Source organism: Curvibacter delicatus NBRC 14919, assembly GCF_001592265.1.
Classification (GTDB): Bacteria; Pseudomonadota; Gammaproteobacteria; order Burkholderiales; family Burkholderiaceae_C; genus Hylemonella; species Hylemonella delicata.
In genome coordinates this window covers 1-21,664 of the sequence record NZ_BCWP01000014.1, presented here as the reverse complement: position 1 = coordinate 21,664, position 21,664 = coordinate 1, and the positions used below count along the sequence as shown (strand labels likewise).

The following is a 21,664-nucleotide window of genomic DNA, read 5'->3' as shown; positions in this document are numbered from 1 at the left end:
TCCCTTAAGTGAAAACCCGCTCGGGATGTTTCCCGATGCGGGTTTTTTCATGGCTGGGTAGGCTGTGGCCATCCTGCAGCCTTGACACATGATGACCCGTCTGCCCCCTTTACCCCTGAGTCGCCGCACCTTCGGTGTCGGGGCCATGCTGGCGGCGGCCTCGCTGGCGGCGCCGGTCGTGCGGGCCCAGCCCAAGCTGGAGAAAAACCGGGTTGCGATGGCCGTCGGTGGCAAGGCCTTGTTCCATTACCTGCCGTTGACTGTTGCCGAGCAACTCGGCTTTTTCAGGGACGAGGGGCTGGAGGTCGAGATCCACGACGTTGCCGGCGACGCGCAAGCGCTGCAGGCGGTGCTGGGCGGTATGGCCGACGTGGTGAGTGGCACCTATGAACACACCATCAACCTGCAGAACCGGGGGCAGTTCTTTCAGGCCTTCGTACTGCAAGGCCGTGCGCCGCAGGTTGTGCTGGGCGTGTCGATGAAGACCATGCCCGGCTTCAAGACCGTGCATGAACTCAAGGGCCGGCGGATTGGTGTCGTGGCGCAGGATTCATCCACCAGCATGCTGGCCCATGTGGTGCTGTCGCGCTACGGGATCCGGGCCAGTGAGGTGAGCCTCATCGACGTCGGTACGGCGGCCGGTGCGCTCGCGGCCTTGCGCTCGGGCCAGATCGACGCCATCAGCAGCATCGACCCGGTGATGACCCTGCTGGAGCAGAAGGGCGAGGTGCGCATCATCTACGACACGCGCACGCTCAAGGGCACGCAGGAGGTCTTTGGCGGCCCGATGCCGGCGGCCTGTCTGTACGCTTCGCAGGAGTTTTTGAAGAAGCACCCGAACACCGCCCAGGCCATGACCAACGCCATCGTGCACGGCCTGAAGTGGCTGCAGACGGCGGGGCCGCGTGACCTCATCAAGACCGTACCCGAGGCCTACCTGGTGGGTGATCGCGGGCTCTACCTGTCTTCCTTCAACAAGGTGCGCGAGTCGATTGCGGTCGACGGCATGTTCCCGGAGGACGGCGGCAAGATCGCATTGCGCGCGCTGGCCAGCCTGGATGTCACGCTCAAGACGGAGAAGATTGATCTGGCCAGGACCTTCACCAACCAGTTTGCGCTGCGTGCCAAGGTGAAGTTCAAGGCCTGAGGCCGACGTGGCGGTGCACCTGCCGGGTCTCTGGCCGAGCGGTGCCGCTGCGCTTGCGGGCCTTGCTCTCGGCGGGCAGGCCGCGCGCCAACGCTGGGGTCAATCCATTTGCTATAAAAACAATAGCCTGCCGCGCCCCGTTGAAGGGGCGGACGGCACTTGTGGCTTGAATCAGCGGCGGGCCACTTTGGTGGCCGGGGCTTTGGCTGGCCTGGCGCGTGGGGTTGCCTTGGCCACGACGCGGGTGGCGGTCTTGGCTTTGGCCATGGCGCGTGGCTGCACCGGCAGGAACAGCACCACCTGCTGGCCGGCCTTGAAGGCGGCCGAGGCACTGACCTTGTTCCACTCGGCCACGCTGGCCGGGGTCTGGCGGTAGCGCTTGGCGATGCTGGCCACCGACTCGTGCTTGCCGGCCTTGACGACGGTGCGGCGCAGCACGACTTCGGGAGCAAAGGCCACCTGGCCGTTGTCGGCGATGCGCTCGGTCACGTCGTTCTCATGGTGGGCATAGCGCGGCACCAGCAGGGTGGAGCCGGCGCGGATCAGCATGCGCGGCGGGATGTTGTTGACGTTGCGCAGCTCGGCCTCGCTCATGCCGGCACGTTTGGCGGCATCGGCCACCTTCATGGTGCTGGGCGCGACCCACACCGTCCAGCTGGCCAGCCGTGAACTGTAGGCTTCCAGATTGCGCTGGAAGCGGGTGGCGTTGTCCCAGGGCAGCAGGATCTGGGGCGTGCCCGCAGCCAGGATCACCGGCTTGTTCAGCGAGGGATTGAGCGCCTTGAAGTCCTCCAGCGGCACCTCGGCCAGCTTGGCGGCCAGGGCGACATCGATGTCGCGCGTGATGGTGACGCTGTCGAAGTAGGGGTGGTTCTCGATCAGCGGCAGCTGCGCATTGAAGTCCTGAGGACGGGCCACGATGTTCTTCACGGCCTGCAGCTTGGGCACGTAGAAGCGCGTCTCCATCGGCATGTTGAGGTCGAGGTAGGTGGTGCCGACGCCGGCGCGCTGGTTCTTGGCGATGGCACGTCCGACACTGCCTTCGCCCCAGTTGTAGGCGGCCAGCGCCAGGTGCCAGTCGCCGAACATGCCGTAGAGCTTCTGCAGGTAGTCGAGTGCCGCGCGGGTGGAGGCCAGCACGTCGCGTCGGTCATCGCGGAACACGTTCTGCTTCAGTTCAAAGTACTTGCCGGTGGCGGGCATGAACTGCCACATGCCGGCGGCCTTGGCACTCGATACCGCTTGCGGGTTGAAGGCGCTCTCGATGAAGGGCAGCAGGGCCAGCTCGGTCGGCATGTTGCGCCGCTCCAGTTCCTCGACGATGTGGAACAGGTATTTGCGCGAGCGCTCCGTCATGCGGAAGATATAGTCGGGCCGGCTGGCATACCACTGCTCGCGGTCGCGCACCAGGTCGCTGTCGAGTTCGGGCATGGCAAAGCCGAGGCGGATGCGTTCCCACAGGTCGGCCGGGGCAGTCAGGGGAGCGACCCCGCCGCGTGCAGCGGTGTTGCGGGCCTGGATCGGCGACAGGTTGCCGGCGGGCAAGGTCGGCGCACGACTGCTGCTGCGGGGTGTTCCGGCATCCGCCGATGCGGTGGGGTTGGCAGGCGCCATGTTGGCGCAGCCGCTCAAGAGGAGCAGGCCGGCCAAGGCCGCGGAGATGAGGAATTTCATTTGAACTGGTTCTTCCATTCACGCAAGGCGCCAAACACAGCGGTCTCATGGCGGGCGGCCGCATCGAAGGTCTGCACGGCCGCCGTGACGCTGGGTTGGCGCGAACGCAGAAAAGGGTTGATCTCGCGTTCCAGCGCGATCGACGAGGGCAGGGTGGGCAACTGGCGCGCGCGCCGGGCTTCGCACTCGGCCGTGTAGCGGGCGAGCGCCGCATTGTCCGGCTCGACGGCACGGGCAAAGCGCAGGTTGCTCAGGGTGTATTCGTGCGTGCAGCAGACGCGGGTGGTGCCGGGCAGGGCTGCCAACTGGTCGAGCGAGGCCAGCATCTGCGCCGGCGTGCCTTCGAACAGGCGGCCGCAGCCGCCGGAAAACAGGGTGTCGCCGCAGAACAGCAGCGGGCTGCCGTCCATGTCGGCGGCATAAAAGGCGATATGGCCGGCTGTGTGGCCGGGCACGTCCAGCACCTGGAAGTCGATGCCAATGGCCTGCAACTGGTCGCCGCCACTGAGGCGAACCAGCGGTTCGGGGATGTCTTCCGCTGCCGGCCCGTACACGGTGGCGCCGGTGGCTTCGCGCAGCGCCGTCACGCCGCCGACATGATCGGCATGGTGGTGGGTGACTAGAATGGCCTGCAACTGCAGGTTCTGATCCTGCAATGCCTGCATCACCGGTTGTGCGTCTCCGGGGTCGACGACAAGGGCCTGATGCCCGTCGTGCAGCATCCAGATGTAGTTGTCGGCCAGAGCAGGAAGTGGAATCAAGACCATGAGCAATGGGATTATAGGTTTGCAGGACTGGTTTGGGGCCCCGCCGGGACGCTATCTGCTCGACTGGGAACACCGCCAGTTCGAGCAGGCGGTGGCCGACATCTTCGGCTACCACGCCCTGCAGCTGGGGCTGCCGGCACTGGATGCCCTGCAGGCCAATCGCATGCCGCATCGCTGGCTGGCCATGGGCGAGCCGATGCAGGCCCGGCCAGCGTCACTCGGCCAGCGCCCCCTGGCCTTGCTGACCGATTACGCGGCCCTCCCGTTCCCGGCGTCCAGCCTCGATCTGGTGGCGCTGCCGCACGCGCTGGACAGCCACCCTGATCCGCATGCCACCTTGCGTGAGGTGGCGCGCGTGCTGGTGCCCGAAGGGCGGGTGGTGATCAGTGGTTTCAATCCGGCCAGCCTGTGGGGGCTGCGCCGGCAACGCGACCGCTTGTGCCGGCGTCTTGGCTGGGGTGAGCCTTTTTTGCCGGAGTTACCCCAGTTGATCGGCTACCGCCGCCTGCGCGACTGGCTGCATCTGCTCGACTTCGAGATCGAAGACGGCCATTTCGGCTGCTACCTGCCGGCGGTGCGTGCCGAGAAGTGGCAGCGCCGTCTGGAGGGGCTGGACCGCCTGGGCGCGCGCTGGTGGCCGATTTTTGGTGCCGTGTATTTTCTGGTGGCGGTCAAGCGCGTGCACGGTGTGCGCCTGCTCGGCGCCAGCTGGAAGACGGTGCCCAGCCGGGCCAGTGCCACGGTGCCGATGGCCAACCGCAGCAGCGACAATCACGTGATCACGATGAATGGGAAAACCGATTGAACCACGTTGAAATCTATACCGATGGCGCCTGCAAGGGCAATCCTGGCCCAGGTGGCTGGGGTGTGCTGCTGAAATCCGGCGCCACCGAAAAAGAGCTGTTTGGCGGCGAGCGTGAGACCACCAACAACCGCATGGAACTGATGGCGGTGATCATGGCCCTGGAGGCACTCAAACGCCCCTGCCATGTGTTCCTGCATGCCGACAGCCAGTACGTGCTCAAGGGCATGACCGAGTGGCTGGTGGGCTGGAAAGCCAAGGGCTGGAAGACGGCCTCCAAGCAGCCGGTGAAGAACGTCGATCTGTGGCAGCGGCTGGACACCCTGGTGGCGAACGCCGGCCACAAGATCGAGTGGCGCTGGGTCAAGGGTCACAACGGTGATCCGGGCAATGAGCGGGCCGATGATCTGGCCAACCGGGGGGTGGAGCAGGCCATGCGGCAGGCCTAGCCCGTGTGTAAAGAGCAGGCAAAGTTGCCCGTTTCGGCCAATGGGCTAGGGACATCACGCATGCAGTGACCATGGGGGGCTGCTACATTGGCAGATTGTTCAGAGAGTGTTCCTGCACGAGAAGAAATCAGCGTTCATGGCATCCAAACTTCTTTATCCAGTCGTTGCCGCTGTCGGCATCGTGGCGGCTTCCGGGGCCGCGTGGTGGTATCAGCACCGGGCTCCATCCTCCGATACGCCTGCGCCAGGCGCAGCCGCCGGCCCGGCACCAGCCTCCAGTGCTGCAGCCGGTGCCAGCCGACCGGTCACGGTCGAGGTGGCCCGGGTGGAAATCAGCAAGCTGGTGGATGACGTGCAGGCGGTCGGCAGCCTGCGCTCGCGCCAGGGGGTGGTGCTGCGGCCCGAGGTCAGCGGTCGTGTGACCCGCCTCAATTTCCGCGACGGCGAACGTGTGCGCCGTGGTCAGCTGCTGGTGCAGCTCGACGACCAGTTGCCGCAGGCCCAGGTCAAGCAAAGTGAGGCGGAACTGTCGATTGCGCGTGCCAACCACAAGCGCAACCAGGAGTTGCTGGCGCAGAACTTCATCAGCCAGCGCACGGTGGACGAGAGTGCTGCCAACCTGGACGTCGCCCTGGCCAAGCTGGCCCTGGCGCAGGCCACGGCGGCACGCCTGAAGATCGTGGCGCCGTTCGACGGCATCGCCGGCATCCGTGCGGTCAATGTCGGCGACTACCTGAAGGACGGTACCGACATGGTCAACGTCGAGGACATCGATGTGGTCTATGTGGATTACCGCCTGCCCGAGCGTTTCCAGACGCAGGTGAGCAAGGGCCAGAAGGCCGTGGTCGAGATCGATGCCTTGCCGGGGCGCAAGTTCGACGCCCTGATCCAGGCGGTTGACCCCCTGATCGATGCCAATGGCCGCTCCATTGCCGTGCGCGCCACCATCGACAACCGCCAGCAGGTGTTGCGCCCGGGCATGTTCGCCCGGGTTACCACGGTGTTCGGCGAGCGGGAGCGGGCCAAGGTGATTCCGGAGGAGGCCATCGTGCCGCAGGGCGGGCGCCAGTTCGTGATCAAGGTGGTCAACGGCGCGGAGAAGGACAACCAGGTCTCGAAGCGGGTGGAGGTCAAGGTCGGCATCCGCCGCCCGGGTCGGGTGGAAATTCTCGACGGCCTGAGCGAAGGCGACACAGTGGTGACAGCAGGCCACCAACGCTTGCAGAAAGATGGCACGGTGATCAAGGTCATCGACACCGGCCGCCCCCCGGCGGCCAAGCCTTGAACGCCTGAGGCACGGAGCGGTTCATGCAATTGCCTGAAGTAGCCATTCGCCGGCCGGTGTTCGCCACCGTGCTGTCACTGCTGGTGTTGCTCATTGGCGCGGTCAGCTTTACCAAGCTGCCGGTGCGCGAGTACCCCAAGATCGACGAGCCGGTGGTGACCGTCTCGGTCAAATACGCCGGCGCTTCGGCCGAGGTGGTGGAGTCGCAGGTGGCCAAGCCGCTGGAAGACTCGATTGCCGGCATCGACGCGGTGGACGTCATCACCTCGATCTCGCGTGCCGAGCAGGCGCAGATCACGGTGCGTTTCCGCCTGGAGAAGGACGCCGATGCCGCGGCCGCCGAGGTGCGCGACCGCACGGCGCGCGTGCGCAACAAGCTGCCGCAGGCGATCGAGGAACCGGTGATTGCCAAGGTCGAGGCCGACGCCTTCCCGGTGATCTGGCTGGCGTTCTCCAGCGACACGCTCAATGCGCTGCAGATCAACGAGCTGGTCAACCGCATTGTCAAGCCGCGCCTGCAGACCGTGACTGGCGCGGCCGATGTGCGTATCTTTGGTGAGCGCAAGTTCGCCATGCGCGTCTGGCTCGACCCCGACCGGCTGGCGGCCTACAAGCTCACCACCCAGGACGCCGAGGATGCCCTGCGCCGCAGCAACCTCGAAGTGCCGGCCGGGCGTATCGAGAGCCGGCAGCGCGAGTTCTCGGTGACGTCGAATACCGACTTGCGCACGCCGGCGCAATTCGGCGAGATTGTGATCAAGACTGTCAACGGCTTTCCGGTCAAGCTGCGTGATGTCGCACGCATCGAAGAGGGGGCTGCCGAGGAACGCACCTCCGTGCGCCTGAACGGCCGCGAGGCCATCTCGGCCGGTGTGATCCGCCAGGCCACAGCCAACCCGTTGGTGTTGAGTCAGGGCGTGCGCGAGATGATCCCCAAGCTCAAGGCCGACCTGCCGCCGGGCATCAGCATCGACGTGGCCAACGACAACTCGATCTTCATTGACCGTTCGGTCAAGGGCGTCTACAAGACCATCATCGAGGCGGTGGTGCTGGTGGCGCTGGTGATCTTCGTCTTCCTGCGCACCCTGCGTGCGTCCATCATTCCCATCGTCACCATCCCGGTCAGCCTGGTGGGGACCTTCGCACTGATGGCGCTGGCCGGCTTCACCGTCAACACCCTGACGCTGCTGGCGCTGGTGCTGGCCATTGGCCTGGTGGTGGACGATGCCATCGTGGTGCTGGAGAACATCTACCGCCACATCGAGGAAGGGCTGGACCCCTTCAGCGCGGCCATAAAGGGCGCCAAGGAAGTTGGTTTCGCCGTGGTGGCCATGACGCTGACGCTGGCCGCCGTTTATGCGCCTCTGGCCTTCACGCCCGGGCGTACCGGGCGGCTGTTCATCGAGTTCGCGCTGGCTCTGGCGGGGGCGGTGGTCGTCTCCGGCTTCATTGCCCTGACGCTTTCGCCCATGATGTGCTCGCAGCTGTTGCGGCACAACGCCAAGCCCTGGTTCTTTGACCGCTGGATGGAGAAGGTGCTGACCGGCATCAGCGATGGCTATGAGCGGCTGTTGCGCCGCGTCCTGGGGATGCGCTGGGTGGTCCTGCTGGTGATGGCCGGCGTCGGCCTGGCGATCTGGGCCATCCTGCCGGGCATGAAGCGCGAGCTGGCCCCGCTGGAAGACCGCGGTGTGATCCTGAACGTGATCAATGCCCCGGACGGTGCCACGCTCGACTACACCGAAAAGTATGCCAATGCGATCGAACGCATCGGCGCGCCTTACCCGGAGTTCGACCGCATCTTCACGGTCACGGGCAATCCGACGGTGAGCCAGTCCAACGTGTTCTTCCGCGCCATCGACTGGGAGCAGCGCAAGCGCACGACGCTGGAGATGGCGCGCGAGATGCAGCCCAAGATCAATGCGCTGCCCGGTGTGTCGGCGTTCCCGATCACGCCGCCTTCGCTGGGACAGGGGTTCCGCGAGCGGCCGGTCAATTTCGTGATCCTGACCTCTGACAGCTACGAGAATCTCAGCGGTGTGACGCGCCAGTTCCTGGAAGAAATCGGCAAGAACCCCGGTTTCCTGACGCCGGACGTTGACCTGCGCCTGAACAAGCCGGAACTCAAGATCGACGTCGATCGTGAGAAGGCGTCCGATCTCGGCGTCGGCGTCGATGTGGTGGCGCGTGCCATCGAGACCATGCTCGGTGGCCGGCAGGTCACGCGCTACAAGCGCGAGGGCGACCAGTACGACGTGATCGTGCAGACCCAGTCGGTTGGCCGTGACACGCCGGACGACATCGAGCGGATCTTCGTGCGCGGCCGCAACGACACCATGATCCCGCTGGCCTCGCTGGTGAAGGTGCGCGAGGCGGTGGCGCCACGCGAACTGAACCACTTCAGCCAGCGCCGCGCCGTCACCATCACGGCCAATCTGGCGCCCAATTATTCGCTGGGCGAGGCGCTGGATTTCCTCGACCAGGTCAGCGCCCGAGCGTTGAAACCCGGCTACACGACGGATGTGAACGGCACCTCGCGCGAGTTCAAGAGTTCGCAGGGCTCGCTGACCATTGTTTTCGTCCTGGCGCTGCTGTTCATCTTCCTGGTGCTGGCGGCACAGTTCGAAAGTTTCATTGATCCCTTCGTCATCATGCTGTCGGTGCCGCTGTCCATGATCGGTGCCTTGCTGGCGCTGCAGTGGAGCAACGGTTCGCTCAATGTGTATTCGCAGATCGGCCTGATCACGCTGGTGGGCCTGATCACCAAGCACGGCATCCTGATTGTCGAGTTTGCCAACCAGATGCGCGAGCAGGGCATGGACATGTTCGAGGCTGTGGTGAAGGCTGCCAGCCAGCGCCTGCGCCCGATCCTCATGACCACCGGTGCCATGGTGCTGGGCGCCGTGCCGCTGGCGTTGTCCACCGGTGCCGGTGCCGAAAGCCGTATCCAGATCGGCTGGGTGATTGTGGGTGGCATGACGCTGGGCACACTGCTCACCATCTTCGTGGTGCCGACCATGTACACCCTGCTGGCACGCAAGCACGCGCCGGGTGCCAACAAGCAGGCCGTGGCGGACGAGGCGCTGCCCCACGGCACCGAGCCTGCCAAGGAAGGCGCGACCCACGCATGATCAAGGCTGCGGGCGCCGAACAAGGGCTGAGCAGCGCGGAAGCCGCCCGCCGCCTGGCGGCGGACGGCCCCAATGGCTTGCCCGGCGGTGGTGCCCGCACCTGGCGCCACATCGTGTGGGAGACTATGCGGGAGCCCATGTTCGGGCTGCTGCTGGTGGCCGCCTGCCTTTATCTGGTGCTGGGCGATTTGCAGGAGAGCCTGAGCCTGGCGTTGATGGTGCTGGTGGTGCTGGGTTTGACGCTGTACCAGGAAGGCAAGACCGAACGCGCCATCCAGGCGCTGCGCGATCTCTCCAGCCCGCGGGCCCGTGTCATTCGCGATGGCCGCCAGCAGCTGATTGCCGGCCTTGAGCTCGTTTGCGGCGACATCATGCTGCTGGCCGAAGGCGACCGTGTGGCCGCCGATGCCGAGTTGCTGTCGGGCGGCGAGTTGCAGGTGGACGAATCGCTGCTCACTGGGGAGTCGGTGCCGGTGCGCAAGCAGCCCGGGGCCGGTGTGGCGGCTGCCGTACCTGGCGGGGAGGACTCGGCAGCGCTGTATGCCGGCACGCTGGTGGTGCAGGGGCAAGGCTTGGCGCGGGTCACGGCGACCGGGGGGCGCAGCCAGATGGGGCAAATCGGTGCGGCGCTGCAGACCGTGCAGGCCGAGGAGTCACCGCTGCGCCGGCAGACCAACCGGCTGGTGCGCCGGCTGGCCTGGGTGGGCCTGTCCTTGAGTCTGCTGCTGGTGCTGGTCCAGGGGGTGTTGAATGGCGACTGGCTGCAGGCGCTGCTGGCTGGCATTGCGCTGGCCATTGCCATGCTGCCGGAAGAATTCACCGTGGTACTAACCGTGCTGCCGGCGCTTGGCGCCTGGCGCCTGTCACGCGAGCAGGTGCTGACGCGCCGCATTGCGGCCATCGAGACGCTGGGCGCGACGTCGGTGTTGTGCGTGGACAAGACCGGCACCCTCACCGTCAATCGCATGCGCGTGGCGCACCTGTATGCCAACGGGCGCGATCTGGCGCTGGACGAGGTGCAGGGTGCCGAGCTGGCCGAGAATTTTCATGCCTTGGTCGAGTTTGCCATCCTGGCCAGCCAGAGCGATCCCGTGGATCCGATGGAACAGGCGTTTCACCGCCTGGGTCAGCAGTTCCTGGCGCAAACCGAGCATCTGCATCGCGACTGGACGCTGGCGCAGGAGTATGGTCTGACGCCCGAGCTGCGTGCCATGGCGCGGGTCTGGAAGGCGGTGGAGGGCGAGGCCCATGTGGTGGCTGCCAAGGGGGCGTCCGAGGCCATCGTCGATCTGTGCCACCTGGATGCCGTGCGCCAGAAGGCGATTGCCGCCGCCGCCGATGCCATGGCGGCCTGCGGCCTGCGCGTGCTCGCGGTGGCCCGTGCGCGTTTTGCCGGCCCACCCTGGCCGGCGCAGGAGCACGACTTCGACTTCGAATTCGTCGGCCTGCTCGGCCTGGCCGATCCGCTGCGTGAGGAAATCCCGCAGGCCATGCACGAATGCCATGCGGCCGGCATTCGGGTGGTGATGATCACCGGCGACTATCCGGTCACGGCGCAGGCGATTGCCCGCCGGGCCGGCCTGCCGGCCGACGTGGTGCTGGGCGGTGATGAGCTGGCGCAACTGAATGACGCCGAGCTGCAGCAGCGCCTGCGCACGGTGAGCATCTGTGCGCGCATTGCGCCGTCGCAGAAGCTGCGCATCGTGCAGGCCCTGCAGGCCGATGGTGCGGTGGTGGCCATGACCGGCGACGGCGTCAACGATGCGCCGGCGCTCAAGGCCGCCCACGTGGGTGTGGCCATGGGCGGGCGTGGCACCGACGTGGCGCGCGAGGCGGCCGCCATCGTGCTGCTGGACGACAACTTCGCCTCCATCGTGCGCGCCGTGCGGCTGGGGCGGCGCATTTTCGACAACCTGCGCAAGTCCATGTCCTACATCCTCGCCGTGCACGTGCCGATTGCCGGCATGGCGCTGTTGCCGCTGCTGCTGGGCTGGCCGATCGTGCTGTATCCCATGCACATCGCCCTGCTGGAGCTCGCCATCGACCCGGCCTGTTCCATGGTGTTCGAGAACGAGCCGGCCGACAGCGACGTGATGCAGCGCCCGCCGCGCGACCCGGCTGCGCCGCTGTTCGCCGGCCGCACCCTGTTGCTGGCCCTGTTGCAGGGCCTGGGTGTGCTGGTTGTGGTGATGGGGGCGCAACTCTGGGGAGCCCAGCATCTGGACGAAGCCCAGGCGCGGGCACTGGCCTTCACCACCCTGGTGCTGGGCAATCTGGCATTGATCTTCTCCAACCGTGCCGGGCCCAGCGGCCTGCTGGCTTCGCTCAAGGTGCCCAACCGCACGCTGTGGTGGGTCTGCGGCCTGACGCTGGGGCTGCTGGCGTTGGCGCTGTACCTGCCACCCCTGACGCAGGTGCTGCACATGGCGCCGTTGCCGGTCGGGTTATGGGCGCTGGCGCTGGCGGGCGCTGCGGTGGGCCTGTGCTGGTTTGAAGTACTGAAGTGGGTTTCGCGCCGGATCTGAGGGTCAGATCACGCCGTCGAACATCATCACGTCGACTTCGTCACCCGCGGCCACATTGCCCTGGCTGTGGTGCAGCACGATCAGGCCGTTGGCCTGCACCATGGAACTGAGCACACCCGAACCCTGGTTGCCGGTGGTGCGCACCTGCAGACTGCCGTCGGCGCCGTAGCTCACCGTACCGCGCTGGTATTCGGTGCGGCCCGGTTTCTTGCGAATGGCCTCGGCACTGCGCGCGCGCAGCAGCGGCGGCGCCTGGCGGCTGCAACCCATCATCTGCAGCAGAGCCGGGCGCACGAAGGCGAGGAAGGTCACCATCACGGCCACCGGGTTGCCCGGCAAACCGAAGAGTATGGCCCCCACGCTCCCCGCTGCGCGTGGTTCGCTGCCCCCCGAGGGGGCTGTTTCGCCTTGGGGCGGCCCGGCGGCGAAACGACCGGTCTCACGCTGGTCTTCTGTCACGATGCGGCCCACCGCCATGGGCCGGCCCGGCCGCATGGCGATGCGCCAGAAGGCCACGTCGCCGAGTTGTTTCATCATGGTTTTGGTGAAGTCGGCTTCGCCCACGCTGACGCCGCCGCTGGTGATGATGGCGTCCGCCTCGGCCGCCGCACGGCGGAAGGCAGCTTCCAGCAGCGCCGGCTCGTCGCGCACCACGCCGAAGTCGATCACCTGACAGCCCAGACGGGTCAGCAGGCCGAACACGGTGTAGCGGTTGCTGTCGTACACAGCGCCTTCGCGCGGGGCTTCGCCTAGGCTCAGGATCTCGTCGCCAGTGGAAAAGTAGGCCACCTTGAGGCGGCGCATCACCTGCACGGTTTTGATGCCCAAACTGGCCGCCAGACCCAATGCAGCGGGCGTGAGGCGCTCGCCTTTTTGTAGCGCTGGCTGGCCGGCCATGACGTCTTCGCCCAGCTGGCGGCGGTTGTCGCCGGGCTGCAGCAGGCCGGCCGGGAGGGTGATGGCATCACCTTCAGCCTTGACGAACTCCTGCGGCACCACGGTGTCCAGGCCGGTGGGCATGATGGCGCCGGTCATGATGCGCACGCACTGGCCGGCGCCCACGCTGCCTTGCCAGGCCTTGCCGGCGAGTGCCGTGCCGACCGACGTCAAGGTCAAAGCTTCGCCAGCACGCAACTGGCGGCCGTCAAAGGCGTAGCCGTCCATGGCCGAGTTGTCGTGTGGCGGCACGCTGACCGGCGAGATCACGTCCTGTGCCAGCACACGGTCCAGTGCGTCGAAGATGCCGAGCTCTTCGGTGTCGGTGACCGGTGTTACCAGGCGGCTCAGGAATTCGTTGACGGCGGTGGCGCTCAGGGCCTGCGGGTCATAACCCTGCAGTTCGGCGGCAATCTGCTCAATGGATTTCATGTCAGGATCGTTCCAGCTGCTGCAGCTCGGCCAGCGTGTTGGCATTGGAAAAGGCCAGTGGATCGTCGCCGGGCCGGTCAAAGGGCACGACCACCGTCTTGTGCAAGGCCGTCCAGGCGTCGATCTTGCGTCCGCCCTTGTGGGTGAAGTCCACCAGGCTTTCCAGCAGTTCCACACGCAGCAGGCAGAACACCGGCTGGGTGCGCAGCATGATCTGGCCGTCCTTGTCCTGCTCTGGCGCGGCCGCCATGGCAATGTCCGCCTCCTCACGTTCCAGCGCCTCGGCCAGGCGCGCTACGAGGTCGAGCGGAAAGCGCGGCGTGTCGCACGGTACCGTGGCCAGGTAGGGCGTTTCGCAGCGCTCCAGCCCGGTCAGGAAACCGGCCAGCGGACCGGCGTAATCGGCCAGCACATCGGGCCAGACCGGCACACCGAAGGACTCGTAGGCCGCCAGGTTGCGGTTGGCATTGATGATGACCTGGCCGGTCTGCATCTGCAACCGCAGCAGGGTATGCAGGGCCATGGGCATGCCGTTGAGGTTCTGCAGCCCCTTGTCCACGCCGCCCATGCGGCTGCCGCGCCCGCCGGCCAGGATCAGGCCTGTGATGTCTTGTGTATTGATCATTGCTTACCGAAAAGAAGATGGTTTTGCCGCCGGGCCGCCCCAAGGCAAAACGCGGCCCCCTCGGGGGGCAGGGAGCCACACGCAGTGGGCGACCGTGGGGGCCACATACCTATCCTCCGATGTAGCTCATCTCGACACGTCGCTGGGACGCATGCCCGGTGTCCGGCGGTTGGGCGGCACGCAACTCGGAGTAGCGGTCGTCGCGGGCACCCCAGATGTGGCCGATGGCCGAGATGATGTCCGCATCGCTGGCCTCGCCGCGGATCAGGCTGCGCAGGTCGTGGCCCTGGGTGGCAAACAGGCACAGGTAGAGTCGGCCCTCGGTGGAGAGGCGGGCACGGTTGCAGTCGCCGCAGAAGGCGTGGGTCACGCTGCTGATGACGCCGATCTCGCCGGCGGCCCTGTCGTGCTTGCCCTCGGCATCGGCGAAACCCCAGCGCTCGGCAGTCTCACCCGGGGCGCTGGGCTCGAGTTGCACCAGCGGCATTTCGGCCTGGATCAGCTTGACCACTTCGCTTGATGGCAGCACCTCGTCCATGCGCCAGCCGTTGGTGGCGCCGACGTCCATGTACTCGATGAAGCGCAGCACCATGCCCGAGCCTTTGAAATGCCGCACCATGGGCAGGATCTCGTGCTCGTTGGTGCCGCGTTTGACCACCATGTTGATCTTGATCGGCCCCAGACCGGCCGCCTTGGCCGCTTCGATGCCGGCCAGCACGTCGGCCACCGGGAAGTCGACGTCGTTCATGCGGCGGAATACCGCGTCGTCCAGCCCGTCCAGGCTGACGGTGATGCGCCGCAGGCCGGCGTCCTTCAGGGCCTGGGCCTTGCGTGCCAGCAACGAGCCGTTGGTGGTGAGGGTCAGGTCGAGTGGTTCGCCGTCCACGGTGCGCAGGGCAGCCAGCTGTTCGATCAGGATTTCGATGTTCTTGCGCAGCAGCGGCTCGCCGCCGGTCAGGCGGATCTTGCGCACGCCATGGGCGGCAAACAGCCGCGCCACGCGGGTGATCTCCTCGAAGCTCAGCAATGCGCTGTGCGGCAGGTAGGGGTAGTCCTTGTCGAAGGTTTCCTTCGGCATGCAGTAGTTGCAGCGGAAATTGCAGCGGTCGGTGACGCTGATGCGCAGGTCGCGCAGCGGCCGGCCCAGGCGGTCGGCCAGCAGGCCGTTGGCCGCCATGCGGGTGGCCGGATCAAAGGCGGCCGCAGGGGCGCTCAGCGTGGGAATGCGCTGGTCAACCAGGGGAATGACGCGTTCGGACATGGCCCTTATTGTCGCCTGTCCGGGAAGGCCCTGCGGACTGTGCAGAATCGGGGGCTGCAGCCATGAAAATAGTCGTTGGCCGGATGCCATCAATGAACCTGAAACGCCTGATCCCTTTGAACTGCCTGTTCGCCACGCTTGGCTGGACGGCGCCACTGTGCGCGCAGGAACTGGCGGCTGTGTCGGAGAAAGACTACCTGGGCGAGGTGCCGATCGTCCTGTCGGTGTCGCGCCTGCCGCAGCGGCTGGACGAAACGCCAGGCGCGGTCACCATCCTCGACCGCCAGATGATCCGCATGAGCGGCGCGCGCGACGTGGCTGATCTGCTGCGGCTGGTGCCGGGTTTCCGGACCAGCACCGCTTTTGAAAGCAACACGCCGCAGGGCAGTTACCACAGCAGCCTGAGTGACTATTCCAACCATGTGCAGGTGCTGGTGGATGGTCGTTCGGTCTATTCCGTTTATATGCAAGGCAGCACGGGGCCCGGCTTGCAGACGGTGGCGATCGAGGACATCGAGCGCATCGAGGTGCATCGAGGTTCGAATTCGGCGGCTTACGGCGCTCGTGCTTTCCTGGGCACCATCAACATCGTGACGCGTGACCCGGTGGATACCCAAGGCGCGCAGGTTCAGGTCGCCTCGGGGGAAAACGGCATCCAGGACGCGCTGGTGCGTCTGGGTTGGGGCGATGAGCGAGGCAGTTTTCGTCTGGGCGTCGATCGCCGTGCGGACCTCGGCTTGAACGGCGCCAATGGGCCCAACCGGGTCCATCGCCTCAATTTGCGCGGCGATGTGCGGGCCAACGCCAATGACACGGTCCAGGTGCGTGCCGGACAGACGGTGATCGATGCCGGGGTGGGTTTTGCGGATCAGGATGGCAATGCGTTGCGGACCCGCTCGATTGACACCTCGTTTGTCCAGCTCGACTGGCAGCGCAATCTGGGGCCGGACGAGGATCTGGCGCTGCAGGTGTCGCACACAGCAGAGCGCATCCGGGACAACTTTCCCTACAAGCCGCTGGTCGGCATGACCATTGATTTCGGCGGTCATGCCAGCAATGACAACCTGTCGCTGCAGCACACCTTGCGCAGGGGGCCCGACTTGCGCCTGCTCTGGGGCGGGGAGTTGCGGCGCGAAACCGTCGTTTCCCAGCCGCTCTACAACACCGGCTCCGAGTTCGTGACGGACTTCGTGCGGCTGTTCGGCAATGCCGAGTGGCGGCTGCGCCCCGATCTGGTGCTGAACGCCGGTGGCCTGTTCGAGCGTAGCAACATCGGAGGCGAACACCTGTCGCCGCGCCTGATGCTGAACTGGCACCTTGCCGAGGGGCATACCCTGCGCTACGGCCTGACGCAAGCCTTCCGTCCGCCGAGCACCTATGAGAAATACGGCAATGTGCGCTACTACCTGAACGGTGCCCTGATCGACTCGACCACGGTCGCACGCGGCAATGTCGCTGCGGAAAAGGTCCAGACGCGCGAGATCGGCTATCTGGGTGAGTTGCCCGCTGCCGGGCTGAGCATTGATGTACGGGTGTTCGAGGAGGAGGTGCGGGACTTCGTGAAGGCGCGAAACTACGACTTGCCGGGCAGCGGCGGCAACAACAAGGCGGTCGACTACGTCAACGACGAGAACTTCAACATCCACGGTGTCGAATACCAGCTCAGATGGCATCCCTGGCGCGACGGGCAACTGATCTTCAGCCAGTCTCTGGTGGACAGCAGCCAGTCGATCAGCGGCACCTATCCAGCCCGGCCCTACAACAGCATGGGGCTGATGCTGATGCAGAAGCTGCCGCAGGGCGTGGAGGCCAGCCTGATGTACCACCAGGTGGATGCCAGCCATTTCCCCGGCACCGATGCCCAGGCCCCGGCCATGAGCCGCACCGATCTGCGTCTGGCCAAGGCCTTGCGCCTGGGCAACCGGCGGGGTGAGATCTCGTTCGTCGTCCAGAACCTGGGCCCGTCGTACCAGGATTTCCTGCCCAGCTTCTATTTCCGCCACCAGGCCTATGTGATGCTCAAACTGGAAAACTGAACCCGCAGACATGATCCAGCTTGTGCGGCGTTTGCTGCTGACCTTTTTCCTGCTGTTCTGCGCCATGGCTTCTGTCCACGCAGCGGAGTGGGCCGTCGTGATCGTGAGCAGCGAGCGCAGTGCGTCCTATCAGGAAGCGGCGGACGCCGTGCTGGAGGAGTTGGCCCGCGGCAATGTGGCGCGGCGTGATGTGCACCAGATGACGGCGGCTGAATGGAGCCCCGAGGCGGGGCAGGGCGCGCGCCTGTTCATCGCCCTGGGCGTGGAGGCGGCGAGCGTCCTGGCGCGCAGCGATGTCAGGGCACCGGTCTTGTGTGCCTTGCTGCCGCGTTCCAGTTTCGAGCGTGTGCTGCGCGACAGCGGCCGCCGGGTGTCCAGCCAGTTCACTGCGCTCTATCTCAACCAGCCGCTGACACGCCAGCTCGATCTGGCCCGGCTGGCCCTGCCCCAGGCGCGGCGTGTGGGGGTGCTGCTGGGCAGCGAGTCGGCGTCGCAGCAGCCCCTGCTGGAAGAGGCGGCTGGAACGCGGAGCCTGAAACTGGTGAGTGAACGGGTGCAGCCGCAGGAGCCTGTCTTCAACGATCTGAAGAAAATTCTGGCCGATGCCGATCTGTTGCTGGCCTTGGCCGATCCGCAGATTTATACAACAGCAGCACGATCCAGAACATCCTGATCACCTCGTTCCGTGCGCAGGTGCCGATGCTGGCCTTTTCTCCGGCCTACGTGCGCGCCGGTGCATTGCTGGCGGTGTATTCAACGCCCGCCCAGATCGGGCAGCAGGTTGGCACGATGGCGCGCAGTTTTTTCCAGGGGCGACCGCTCGGCCTGCCGCAGTACCCGCAGAATTTCAGCGTCAGCGTCAATGAATATGTGGCCCGCTCGCTGGGCTTGCATCTGGAGCCACAAACCCTGGCGGAGCGCCTGCGTCGGTTGGAGAAGGGGTCATGAAGTTCTTCGATATCCGCGACCGGGTGCTGCTGGCGGCCTTGCTGCCGGTAACGCTGCTGGCCTTTTTGCTCTCGGCCGTCTTTTTGCTGGGGCGGGTTGGCGATATCGACGAGGCCCACAACCAGCGTGCCCGGTCGCTGGCGCGGCAGGTGGCCAGCGCCAGCGAATACAGCATGTTCTCCGGCAACATCGGCAATTTGCAGGCGATCGCAGCAGGTGCCCTGCGCGAGCCGGATGTGCGCTCGGTGGTGATTCAGGATGCCCAGGGGAGCGCGCTGGCCCGGGCCGGCAAGGCCGGCTATGCCGGGCTGCCGTTGCTGGGCGACAGCGAGAGCGAGTGGAACGATGACACCACGCACCACGACATGCTGGTGCAACCGGTGACTGTGACGCCGCTCCGGCTGGATGATCTGTTCGATGGTGCTGCGTCAGCACCGCGGGAATCGCCCCAGGTGCTCGGCCATGTGGTGATCGAGATGTCGCGCCAGACGGTGGTGTCCCGCGAGCGCGACATGCTGATGGTCGGCCTGGCCGTGACGCTGGGGGGCTTGCTGCTGGGCGGCTTTCTGGCGGTGCGCATCGGGCAGGGGGTGATCGATCCGATCCTGCGGGTGTCCGACATGATCGAACGCCTTGGGCGCGGGGAGCTTTCTGCGCGCGGGGAAGTGCGGTCGGACGATCCTTTGCGCGACCTGCAGCAGGGCTTGAACCAGATGGCCGAGCGCCTGGAGCACGGACGCGATGAGCTGGAGCAGCGGGTGGATCTGGCAACACTGGAGTTGCGTGAGAAAAAGGAGGAGGCCGAGATGGCCACGCTGGCCAAGTCGCGTTTCCTGGCGGCGGCCAGCCACGATCTGCGCCAGCCGACCCATGCCCTGGGGATGTTTGTGGCCCGGCTGGCGCAACTACCGCATGACGCAGAAACCCGGCACCTGATCGTCAATCTGGAAGCATCGGTGCGTGCCATGCAGGATCTGCTCGACTCGCTGCTGGATATTTCCCGGCTCGATGCCGATGCCGTCAAGGTTCACCTGCAAGCGTTCCCGATCATGGACCTACTGGAGCCGCTGCGCGGCGGCCTGTCGCCTGTGGCGGCAGACAAGGGCTTGCGTCTGCGCGTGCGTCCGTGCCAAGCTTGGGTGTTGAGTGATCCGATCCTGCTCAGCCGCATTTTGCTCAATCTGGTGAGCAATGCCTTGAGTTATACCCATCGTGGTGGCGTTCTGGTGGCTTGCCGCATGACCCGTGGCGGCAGCCATCTGCGCATCGAAGTCTGGGACAGCGGGATCGGGATTGCACCTGAGCACCAGCAGGACATCTTCAAGGAGTTTTTCCAGATTGCCAATCCCGAGCGCGATCGCAGCAAGGGGCTGGGGCTGGGGCTGCACATCGTGGACCGTACCGCCAAGCTATTGGGGTACGCGTTGCGCTTGACGTCCATCCCGGGCCGCGGCACGCGCTTCAGCATAGAAGTACCGACCACGGCGCCCACAGGTCGCGCCGCCAAGGCCTCGGTGTCGTCGGACGCACTGTCGTCAGGTGGGCTGGACGGGCTGCACGTGTTGGTCATCGAGGACGACAGTGCCTCTGCGCAGGCCTTGTCGGGTTTGCTGACCTCCTGGGGGTGCACCGTGGTGGCCGTGGAAGATCTGCAGAGCGCGTTGTCTGCCGTGTCGGCCACGTTTGTGCCGCAAGTCATTCTCAGTGACTACCGCTTGCGCAACCGGACGACGGGGATGGAGACGCTCTCCCGGCTGCGTGCTGCACTGGGTCATCAGGTGCCGGCCTGCCTCATGAGTGGCGACACCGATCCGGTCTTGATGCAGGCTTGCCGTGAGGCCGGGGTTCCCTTGCTGCACAAGCCGGTCCGACCGGCGAAGCTGCGTACCTTGTTGCGCCGGCTGGCGCAGGGGGATGGCACGTCGGGTACAGCGTAGGGCGGCCGGGTTCCTGCCGGTGCCCTGGCCTTAATCGGTGTCGCTGGTCTGCGAGCGCACGTAGCCGTGGCGGTTGGCCGCCAGGACTGCCTGGGTGCGTGTGGTCACGCCAAAACCGCGCAGGATGGCGGTCACGTGGTTTTTGACGGTTTCATCGGACAGATTGAGCATGCGCCCGATTTCCTTGTTGGCATAACCGTCCAGCAGCAGGTACAGCACCTCTTCCTGGCGCGGTGTGAACTGGGGCGTGGGTTGGCCCGCTTGCAGGCCCGCCTCCGATGGGTCGGCCATGGCCGCCATCACTTCCGGAGGGACATAAACATCACCAGCGAGTACCAGACGGGTCACGGAGAGCAGTTCCTCGCTCATGCCTGACTTGGTGAGGAAAGCGGCGGCGCCCTTGTTCATGACCTGGCGTATCACGCGTGGATTGACCGAGCCGGAGAGGACGATGATGGGCAGTTCGGGGTGTTTCCGGGCGAAAACGTCGAGTGCATCCAGTCCATTCATGTCGGGCAGGTGGTAGTCCAGCAGGACCAGGTCCAGGTCGGTGTGCTGGTCTGCGAGCTCAAAGGCGCGACCGCACAGACCGGCTTCCAGAACGTCAACGTCCGCATCAAGTCCTTTGAGGACTTGGCGCAGGCCTTCGCGAACCAAGGCATGGTCGTCAACGACGAGAATTTTCAACTTTCTCTCCGGCATTCGTCAGGGGCAGCTAGCATGGTAGCTGAAGTTCGATGCCCTGTCGGGCAAATCACGCGCCGCTGCCGCCGTCAGAGTCGCCTCAGCGCCACTGTCCTTGCTGGGTCGGGGCAAAACCGTTGTCAAGATGGCTGAGATCCGAGGGGGCGAGGTCGAACTTCGGCAAGGCCGTGGCCGACGTCCAGTAGCCGGGCTCCGGCATGGACGTGTATGGGCACTCGCAGGCGGGGGAAAAACGCCAGACCACGGTGTGCCGGGAATGGTCGGTGGCGGGGTCGAAGCGCTGCAGTGCCTGCAGCAGTTGCTGCTGGATCAACGGGGCATAGCGCAACAGCCCTTCGTGCCACTGATGGATCAGCACCTGGATCTGCAGGACCGGATCGCCGACGCTGCGGGAGCGTGTCAGGATTTCGCAGCCCACCCACTCCGGCGGAATGCCATTCATGCGCAAGGTGTCGCGCAACACAACCCGCACCAACTCGCGGTGGGTGGCGGTATGTTGCTGGGTGCTGAGCGGTAGTGAGGACGATGGCAGGGACGCAAAATCCGTCGCTGTGTCGTCCCGCTGCTTTCGCCCGGCGCGTCCGATTCCGAAAAATCCGAACATGTCAATGTTTCCCCTGAGTGTCTTGGCTGGCGCAGCCCGATGTACCCCGGGTCTGTCCGACATGGCTCCAGTGTAAGGGAATCGGCGATTTGGCAAGAAGCGCCGCTGCGGTGGGCGATCAGCGGCGGCCAGGCTGTGTCCGGGACGCAACTCCGGGTTGACAGGATGTGAATCCGCGAGTTCGAGAGCCGACGAGCCAGCGCCAGTGCGCAGACACAGTGAACGGCGCGCTGATGCACATGCCGCCGGCATTCCAGATGGGCTTGCCGAGGCCAAGGACGGGGCGGTCTGTCGGTGGTTTGCCGAACAGGGACGTTTTAAGTCATGGGTGCCGTCAAATCTGCGCGAAATGCTATCAAAAATATAGCAACAAAAAGCGTGATCCTGCGGCAAATAAAAA

Annotated in this window: 16 protein-coding genes and 1 pseudogene; 10 read left to right on the top strand and 7 right to left on the bottom strand. The window is 65.5% G+C overall.

The features are described 5' to 3' along the window. Positions 1–91: 91 nt before the first annotated feature. Positions 92–1,147 carry an ABC transporter substrate-binding protein gene (locus tag CDE01S_RS08400; RefSeq protein WP_066705865.1) on the top strand — a complete coding sequence of 352 codons (1,056 nt, stop codon included), beginning with the start codon at positions 92–94 and terminating at the stop codon, positions 1,145–1,147. 171 nt (positions 1,148–1,318) lie between these two features. Here CDE01S_RS08400 and CDE01S_RS08395 read toward each other — a convergent pair whose 3' ends face one another. Both CDE01S_RS08395 and gloB read right to left on the bottom strand, forming a co-directional pair. Beyond that, positions 1,319–2,821: a transglycosylase SLT domain-containing protein gene (locus CDE01S_RS08395; RefSeq protein WP_066705863.1), complete on the bottom strand. Its 1,503-nt coding sequence runs from the start codon at positions 2,819–2,821 to the stop codon at positions 1,319–1,321. Next, positions 2,818–3,588, bottom strand: coding sequence for a hydroxyacylglutathione hydrolase (gene gloB / locus CDE01S_RS08390; protein WP_066705861.1), 771 nt, complete (start codon positions 3,586–3,588; stop codon positions 2,818–2,820). Before gloB ends, CDE01S_RS08395 begins: the two co-directional genes overlap by 4 nt. On the opposite strand from gloB, the gene CDE01S_RS08385 reads away from it, so the two are divergent. From CDE01S_RS08385 to CDE01S_RS08365, 5 genes and pseudogenes are all read left to right on the top strand, one after another. Further along, positions 3,587–4,393 carry a class I SAM-dependent methyltransferase gene (locus CDE01S_RS08385; protein WP_174525457.1) on the top strand — a complete coding sequence of 269 codons (807 nt, stop codon included), beginning with the start codon at positions 3,587–3,589 and terminating at the stop codon, positions 4,391–4,393. The two genes, gloB and CDE01S_RS08385, sit on opposite strands and share 2 nt — an antisense overlap. Continuing rightward, positions 4,390–4,839, top strand: a complete 450-nt coding sequence (gene rnhA / locus CDE01S_RS08380; RefSeq protein WP_066705857.1) for a ribonuclease HI — start codon at positions 4,390–4,392, stop codon at positions 4,837–4,839. The genes CDE01S_RS08385 and rnhA overlap by 4 nt, the downstream gene beginning before the upstream one ends. 136 nt (positions 4,840–4,975) lie before the next feature. Next, positions 4,976–6,121 (top strand): annotated as a pseudogene (locus CDE01S_RS08375) (efflux RND transporter periplasmic adaptor subunit); the annotation flags it as partial. A gap of 26 nt (positions 6,122–6,147) precedes the next feature. Beyond that, on the top strand, positions 6,148–9,255 hold the full coding sequence (locus CDE01S_RS08370; protein ID WP_066705855.1) for an efflux RND transporter permease subunit: 3,108 nt from the start codon (positions 6,148–6,150) through the stop codon (positions 9,253–9,255). Continuing rightward, positions 9,252–11,780, top strand: coding sequence for a cation-translocating P-type ATPase (locus CDE01S_RS08365; protein WP_066705853.1), 2,529 nt, complete (start codon positions 9,252–9,254; stop codon positions 11,778–11,780). Before CDE01S_RS08370 ends, CDE01S_RS08365 begins: the two co-directional genes overlap by 4 nt. Positions 11,781–11,783: 3 nt before the next feature. Here the strand turns inward: CDE01S_RS08365 and moeA are convergent, their stop codons facing one another. The 3 genes from moeA to moaA all read right to left on the bottom strand — a co-directional run bounded on the left by moeA (position 11,784) and on the right by moaA (position 15,034). Further along, entirely contained in the window at positions 11,784–13,148 is a 1,365-nt protein-coding gene (gene moeA, locus CDE01S_RS08360; RefSeq protein WP_066705851.1) for a molybdopterin molybdotransferase MoeA, read from the bottom strand. A gap of 1 nt (position 13,149) precedes the next feature. Further along, positions 13,150–13,773: a molybdenum cofactor guanylyltransferase MobA gene (gene mobA / locus CDE01S_RS08355; RefSeq protein ID WP_066705849.1), complete on the bottom strand. Its 624-nt coding sequence runs from the start codon at positions 13,771–13,773 to the stop codon at positions 13,150–13,152. Positions 13,774–13,882: 109 nt separating this feature from the next. After that, complete coding sequence (gene moaA / locus CDE01S_RS08350; protein ID WP_066705847.1) at positions 13,883–15,034, bottom strand: GTP 3',8-cyclase MoaA; 1,152 nt, start codon at positions 15,032–15,034, stop codon at positions 13,883–13,885. Between the two features lie 92 nt (positions 15,035–15,126). On the opposite strand from moaA, the gene CDE01S_RS08345 reads away from it, so the two are divergent. From CDE01S_RS08345 to CDE01S_RS08330, 4 genes are read left to right on the top strand one after another with little or no spacing between them, the layout of a single operon-like run. Beyond that, positions 15,127–17,070: a TonB-dependent receptor plug domain-containing protein gene (locus CDE01S_RS08345; RefSeq protein WP_066705845.1), complete on the top strand. Its 1,944-nt coding sequence runs from the start codon at positions 15,127–15,129 to the stop codon at positions 17,068–17,070. Positions 17,071–17,080: 10 nt separating this feature from the next. Continuing rightward, a complete protein-coding gene (locus tag CDE01S_RS08340; protein ID WP_066705843.1) occupies positions 17,081–17,743 on the top strand; it encodes a type 1 periplasmic-binding domain-containing protein in 663 nt (220 codons plus the stop codon). 20 nt (positions 17,744–17,763) lie between these two features. Next, positions 17,764–18,018 carry a type 1 periplasmic-binding domain-containing protein gene (locus CDE01S_RS08335; protein ID WP_245636141.1) on the top strand — a complete coding sequence of 85 codons (255 nt, stop codon included), beginning with the start codon at positions 17,764–17,766 and terminating at the stop codon, positions 18,016–18,018. Next, positions 18,015–19,955: a hybrid sensor histidine kinase/response regulator gene (locus CDE01S_RS08330; RefSeq protein WP_066705839.1), complete on the top strand. Its 1,941-nt coding sequence runs from the start codon at positions 18,015–18,017 to the stop codon at positions 19,953–19,955. The genes CDE01S_RS08335 and CDE01S_RS08330 overlap by 4 nt, the downstream gene beginning before the upstream one ends. Before the next feature lie 30 nt (positions 19,956–19,985). Here CDE01S_RS08330 and CDE01S_RS08325 read toward each other — a convergent pair whose 3' ends face one another. Together CDE01S_RS08325 and CDE01S_RS08320 are read right to left on the bottom strand one after the other, a co-directional pair. Then, the gene (locus tag CDE01S_RS08325; RefSeq protein WP_084382807.1) at positions 19,986–20,642 is read right to left on the bottom strand and encodes a response regulator transcription factor; all 657 of its coding nucleotides are present in this window, start codon (positions 20,640–20,642) and stop codon (positions 19,986–19,988) included. A gap of 97 nt (positions 20,643–20,739) precedes the next feature. Further along, a complete protein-coding gene (locus CDE01S_RS08320; RefSeq protein ID WP_157077078.1) occupies positions 20,740–21,264 on the bottom strand; it encodes a hypothetical protein in 525 nt (174 codons plus the stop codon). Positions 21,265–21,664 lie beyond the last annotated feature (400 nt).

What these genes read in the sequence shown, in the direction of transcription:
- moaA (WP_066705847.1), bottom strand. Translation starts at nt 15,034, where the DNA reads ATGTCCGAACGCGTCATTCCCCTGGTTGACCAGCGCATTCCCACGCTG.
- CDE01S_RS08365 (WP_066705853.1), top strand. Translation starts at nt 9,252, where the DNA reads ATGATCAAGGCTGCGGGCGCCGAACAAGGGCTGAGCAGCGCGGAAGCC.
- CDE01S_RS08370 (WP_066705855.1), top strand. Translation starts at nt 6,148, where the DNA reads ATGCAATTGCCTGAAGTAGCCATTCGCCGGCCGGTGTTCGCCACCGTG.
- CDE01S_RS08400 (WP_066705865.1), top strand. Translation starts at nt 92, where the DNA reads ATGACCCGTCTGCCCCCTTTACCCCTGAGTCGCCGCACCTTCGGTGTC.
- CDE01S_RS08320 (WP_157077078.1), bottom strand. Translation starts at nt 21,264, where the DNA reads ATGTTCGGATTTTTCGGAATCGGACGCGCCGGGCGAAAGCAGCGGGAC.
- moeA (WP_066705851.1), bottom strand. Translation starts at nt 13,148, where the DNA reads ATGAAATCCATTGAGCAGATTGCCGCCGAACTGCAGGGTTATGACCCG.
- gloB (WP_066705861.1), bottom strand. Translation starts at nt 3,588, where the DNA reads ATGGTCTTGATTCCACTTCCTGCTCTGGCCGACAACTACATCTGGATG.
- CDE01S_RS08395 (WP_066705863.1), bottom strand. Translation starts at nt 2,821, where the DNA reads ATGAAATTCCTCATCTCCGCGGCCTTGGCCGGCCTGCTCCTCTTGAGC.
- CDE01S_RS08345 (WP_066705845.1), top strand. Translation starts at nt 15,127, where the DNA reads ATGAACCTGAAACGCCTGATCCCTTTGAACTGCCTGTTCGCCACGCTT.
- mobA (WP_066705849.1), bottom strand. Translation starts at nt 13,773, where the DNA reads ATGATCAATACACAAGACATCACAGGCCTGATCCTGGCCGGCGGGCGC.
- CDE01S_RS08385 (WP_174525457.1), top strand. Translation starts at nt 3,587, where the DNA reads ATGAGCAATGGGATTATAGGTTTGCAGGACTGGTTTGGGGCCCCGCCG.
- CDE01S_RS08340 (WP_066705843.1), top strand. Translation starts at nt 17,081, where the DNA reads ATGATCCAGCTTGTGCGGCGTTTGCTGCTGACCTTTTTCCTGCTGTTC.
- CDE01S_RS08330 (WP_066705839.1), top strand. Translation starts at nt 18,015, where the DNA reads ATGAAGTTCTTCGATATCCGCGACCGGGTGCTGCTGGCGGCCTTGCTG.